We start from the raw sequence: 4,699 nt of genomic DNA on the forward strand, positions 1-4,699 counted from the left end.
CGGTAGGCCTGGCGCGCGTCGCGAGAGGGCGGGCGGCGAACGCCTCGAAAGCCGAGCGAAGCGCAGGCGGAAAGGTTTTGGTCGGGGCGAGAGGATTTGAACCTCCGACCACTCGGTCCCGAACCGAGTGCGCTACCAGTCTGCGCTACGCCCCGAAAGGAAGCCGTTTATATCCCGAATCTCCGGGGGACTCAAGACGCGCGGGAACACCGCCGTTCGCGAGCGGTCGGAAACTCGAGGCCCGCCACCGAGGAGGGGGGTGGCATCAGCCGCAGTGCTTGCGGACGGTTTCGAGCACTTCCTTGGGGTCGAGCGGCTTCCGCAGATAACCTTGAACGCCGATGACCTCTGCTTCGCCGGGGACTTCCTTCCACCCCGTGGTCACGACGACGGGAACCGAGGAGAGCACGGAGTGCTCGTTGCGATACTTCAGGAAAGCCCAGCCGTTCATCACCGGCATCATCAGGTCGAGAAGGATGAGATCGGGGTGCGGCTCGTGGCGAAGGAGATCGACGGCCTCGAATCCGTTTCCGGCGGCGAGCGCCTTATACCCTTCCGACTCGAGCAACTCGCAGAGGCTGGTGCGCAAGGTTTGATCGTCTTCGACCAGGAGCACCGTTTTCATCGTGATCCCGATTATTCCACTGCTTGACTTGCGCCTCATTTACGCCTATCCTTTCCGACATGGCCGACGGGTCGGCGGGACTGATCAGGCGCCGGCCGCGGTGGTTCCCTCGGCCTTTTCCCGAAGCGAGGTGTGGATGAATCTCACGAAGCGCCAGAAGGAGATCCTCGATTTCATCACGCGGTATCGCGGCACCCACGGCATCTCGCCGACGCAGCGGGAGATCCGCGAGTTCTTCGGCCTCTCGTCGTTCGGAACCGTCCAGAAGCATTTGAGGCTCCTGGAAGAGAAGAAGGCGCTGACTCGCGACTGGAACAAGAGCCGGAGCGTGGCTCCGGTCGAAGCGGCGGCTCCCGCTCCGCTCGTCGCCGTTCTCGGGCAGGTCGCCGCCGGGCATCCGATCGAGCCGTTCCCGGATCGCGACACGATCGAGGTCCCCCCTTCGCTCCTCGGCAAGGGCGACCACTTCGTCCTGAAGGTTCGCGGGGACTCCATGGTCGACGACGGCATCCGCGACGGAGACTTCATCGTGGTCGCGCGGCGCGACAAGGCCGAGAACGGCCAGACGGTCGTTGCCCTGGTCCGCGGGGAAGCGACGCTCAAGCGCTTCTACGCGGAGGGAAAGAAGGTCCGCCTGCAGCCCGCCAATCCGGCGATGAAGCCGATTTACGCCGACGCCCGGGACGTCCGGGTGCAGGGAATCGTCACCGGGCTCATTCGTAATTACGGCCGCTGAAGCGGATCGCCCGCTCCGGGTGGCCTTGATACAATCGGCCCGTCAACCGGGGCGACGTACCCAAGTGGTAAGGGAGAGGTCTGCAAAACCTTTATGCGTGGGTTCGATTCCCACCGTCGCCTCCACACCGAACCGAGCCGGAGTGGCGAAATGGGCAGACGCAGGGGACTTAAAATCCCCAGACCCGAAAGGGTCGTGCCGGTTCGACCCCGGCCTCCGGCATTTCCCGGCCTGCTGGCTTTTTCACGGGGAACGGATTCCGCTTCTCTGAAGTTGTCTCCCCGCGCGGACAATCCGAATCCGTTGAGGCCACTTCCCATTATTAAACCCAACAAACGAAAAGGTCAGTCTGCGGTACGCTTTTCGCTCGGGGTCGAAGTCGAAGGAGTGAACCGATGAGTATTTCCAAAACACAGAGCATCCGGGCATCGGTGATGGGTCTGCTGGTTCTCGTCACGGCGATGACGGCCGGCGCCGCCCCGGCGCCGATCGACAACCTGTCGCGCTATTTCGCGGGGATGTACCGCGGCGTGACGCCGGGCAACAACCTGACGCTGCAGATCACGCCGGTCACGATCAACCTCTCGAACCCGTACGATTACTTCGTCACGGTATCGGGCCAGTTCGAGAAGACGAACATCCGCGAGCAGGCGCTCCTCCGGATCGAAACGCAGGGAGACTCGATCCACATCGGGTACATCCCGCATTTCAATCCGGCGGTCAGCGGCATCTCTCCCTCGGCCGGCCGCTTCTCGCCGGACGAGCTGAACGCGGCCTGCGGCCTCTACCTCAAGGTGGAGGGCGACGGCTTCGGCGGCGAGACCCGTCCGAGCGACTGCGCCCGCGCGATCCGCGGCACGGCCGGGCGCTCCTGGCGCGTGGAGATCGAGCCGAACCGCGTCACGCTGAAGGACGCGAAGACCGGCGAGACGCTGCGGTTCGAGAAGGAAGAGAAAGCGAAGTAGTTCGCCGCGAGGTAGACTCGAGCCATGGCCGAAGAGATTCGGTGCATGGTGTGCTCCCGGCAGCTCGTCCCGAATCCTCTCTTCCCCGACGTGCTGGTCGCGTGTCCGATGTGCGGCCGCCTCTTTTGCCGGGAGTGCTCGGTCAAGAGGGGCGGCCGTGAATTTTGCGGCAGCCGATGCGGGGACACGTTCTTCTTCGCGGGCGAGGAAGGAGAGTCGGAGCTTGCCGAGGACTAGCCGCCGAATCCGGTTCGCGCGGTTCTTCTGGAGAGATCCGAACACCCAGTTCCTCGCGCTCGCCGTTCTCGTCGGCGTCCTCGGCGCCGCGGGCGCGATCGCCTTTCGCATCGCGACGGTGTGGCTGACGACGCGCCTGGTCGGCAGCCCGGACGTCGTCTCCGGTGCGAGCCGACTGGCTCTGTGGAAACGGCTCCTGATCCCGGCGGCGGGCGGCCTCGCGGGCGGGGTCATCGCGCGGCTCTTCGTCCGCACGGGCGGCACGATGGGAATCGCCCAGATCATGGAGGTCGTCGCGGTGGGGCGGCGGACGGTGCGCTTCCGGCAGTCGCTGGCGCGGACCGCGTCCTCGGCCGTCGTGATCTCGACCGGAGGCTCGGAAGGACGCGAGGGGCCGATCATCCAGATGGGGGCCGCCTTCGCCTCCGTCGTGGCCCGCGGAATCAAGGTCTCGCCGGAGCGAGCGCGCGTGCTGGTCGCCTGCGGGATGGCCGCGGGCGTCGCCGGCGCCTACAACACGCCGATTTCCGCGACGTTCTTCGTCGTCGAGCTCGTCATGGGCTCGTTCACGTTCGCGGTATTCGGTCCCGCGATCGTCTCGGCGTTCGTCTCCGCGCTCCTGACGCGCGCCGTCCTCGGCAACGCGCCGCTCTACCGGGTCACCGCGTTCGAGCTCGGCTCGGTCCCGCAGACGATTCCGTTTCTCGCTCTCGGGATCCTCGCGGGGCTCGGCTCGGTCGTCTTCATGCGGACGCTCCGCCTCTCCAAGAAGCTCTTCCAGCGCCTGGGATGGAACGACGAGTGGCGGATGACGGTGGGAGGGCTCGGCGTGGGAGCGCTCGCGTTCGCTTTCCCGGAGGTGTGGGGAAACGGCTTCGAGGGGACGAACCACCTCCTGAGCGCGCGCCCGGTCCTCTGGTTCTTCCTCGCGATCTTCGCCGCCAAGATTCTCGCGACCGCGCTCACGATCGGCTCGGGGGGAGTGGGCGGCGTCTTCACCCCCGCCCTCATGACGGGAGCGGCGCTCGGCGGCGCGGTCGGGATCGTCGTCGCCCGGGTCTTTCCGCACCTGGCGTCGCCGATTTCCGGTTACGCCCTGCTGGGAATGGGCGGGCTCCTCGCCGGGACGACCCGCGCTCCGTTTCTCGCGATCATCATGATGGTCGAGCTCACCCAGAACGAGGGGCTGGTCCTGCCGATGATGATCGTGGCGCTGCTGGCGATCTCCGGCGCGAAGATCTTCGAGCGCGAGTCCGTTTACGTCGAGGAGCTGCGGGAGTCGGGCGTCGAATGGAACGAGACCCCGGAATCGACGGCTCTCGCCAGCCTCCGCGTCCGCGACATCTTTCGGACCGATGTCGAGCTGATCCCGCAGACGATGCGGCTCCCCGAGATCATGAAGGCGTTCCTCCAGACCCGGGTCTATTACTTCTTCGTGGGCGACGCGGAGGGGCGGCTCCTGGGGGTGATCGACCTCCACGATCTGAAAGACGTGCTCGGCGATCCGGATCTCGCCGATCCGTCGATCGCGAACCTCATCATCGCCGGCGACCTCGTGCGCGAAATACCGTTCGTGACGCCGGAGGAGTCGCTCGCATCGGTCAACGAGAAGCTGTGGCTGAGGGATCTCGGCTGGCTTCCGGTCGTCGACTCGACGGCGAACCGCAAATTCCTCGGGATGGTCACCCGGCGCGACCTCCTCGGGGCCTTCGAGCGCGAGTCGCTCCGGCAGAGCCATCTTTTCGCTCGGGTTTCCCGGAGCGATCTGGAGGGGGGCCGGCAGGTCGACTACTTCGAGCTCCCGGAGCAGCATCGGCTCTCTCAGCTGGACGTGCCGCCCGATCTCGTGGGGCAGACGGTGGGGGAGACCGCGCTCCGGAGCCGGTTCGGCATCACGATCCTCGCGATCAAACGGCTCGGGCGCGACGGCCTGGAACGGCGCTTCGTTCCCGCCGCGACGGACCGGCTCGAGCGAGCCGACCGCCTCGTCGTGCTCGCGACCGACGATGCGATCGCCCGGTTTTCGCGGCGCTCGGAACCCGCGGCGCCGGAGCTCCCGGCATGATCGTCAGGGGTGGGGTCCGGCGCGGCCTCGGGCTCTCACCCGCGGCTGGATTTCACGGTCGCGGGTGCGAG

The 4,699-nt window shown here is 66.4% G+C and carries 5 protein-coding genes and 3 tRNA genes; 6 read left to right on the forward strand and 2 right to left on the reverse strand.

The window, feature by feature from the left end; genetic code table 11:
• Positions 1-78: 78 nt before the first annotated feature.
• Positions 79-155, reverse strand: a tRNA-Pro gene (locus tag VFS34_12815).
• A 110-nt stretch (positions 156-265) separates the two neighbouring features.
• The gene (locus tag VFS34_12820; protein ID HET9795332.1) at positions 266-625 is read right to left on the reverse strand and encodes a response regulator; all 360 of its coding nucleotides are present in this window, start codon (positions 623-625) and stop codon (positions 266-268) included.
• A gap of 136 nt (positions 626-761) precedes the next feature.
• On the opposite strand from VFS34_12820, the gene lexA reads away from it, so the two are divergent.
• The 6 genes from lexA to VFS34_12850 all read left to right on the forward strand — a co-directional run bounded on the left by lexA (position 762) and on the right by VFS34_12850 (position 4,628).
• On the forward strand, positions 762-1,361 hold the full coding sequence (lexA, locus tag VFS34_12825) for a transcriptional repressor LexA (GenBank protein ID HET9795333.1): 600 nt from the start codon (positions 762-764) through the stop codon (positions 1,359-1,361).
• A gap of 50 nt (positions 1,362-1,411) precedes the next feature.
• A tRNA-Cys gene (locus VFS34_12830) sits at positions 1,412-1,486 on the forward strand.
• 11 nt (positions 1,487-1,497) lie between these two features.
• Positions 1,498-1,583, forward strand: a tRNA-Leu gene (locus tag VFS34_12835).
• 173 nt (positions 1,584-1,756) lie between these two features.
• Positions 1,757-2,326: a hypothetical protein gene (locus tag VFS34_12840; GenBank protein ID HET9795334.1), complete on the forward strand. Its 570-nt coding sequence runs from the start codon at positions 1,757-1,759 to the stop codon at positions 2,324-2,326.
• A gap of 24 nt (positions 2,327-2,350) precedes the next feature.
• A complete protein-coding gene (locus VFS34_12845; GenBank protein ID HET9795335.1) occupies positions 2,351-2,563 on the forward strand; it encodes a hypothetical protein in 213 nt (70 codons plus the stop codon).
• Positions 2,550-4,628: a chloride channel protein gene (locus VFS34_12850; GenBank protein HET9795336.1), complete on the forward strand. Its 2,079-nt coding sequence runs from the start codon at positions 2,550-2,552 to the stop codon at positions 4,626-4,628. Before VFS34_12845 ends, VFS34_12850 begins: the two co-directional genes overlap by 14 nt.
• Positions 4,629-4,699: the final 71 nt, after the last annotated feature.

The organism is Thermoanaerobaculia bacterium, assembly GCA_035717485.1.
Lineage (GTDB): Bacteria > Acidobacteriota > Thermoanaerobaculia > UBA5066 > DATFVB01 > DATFVB01.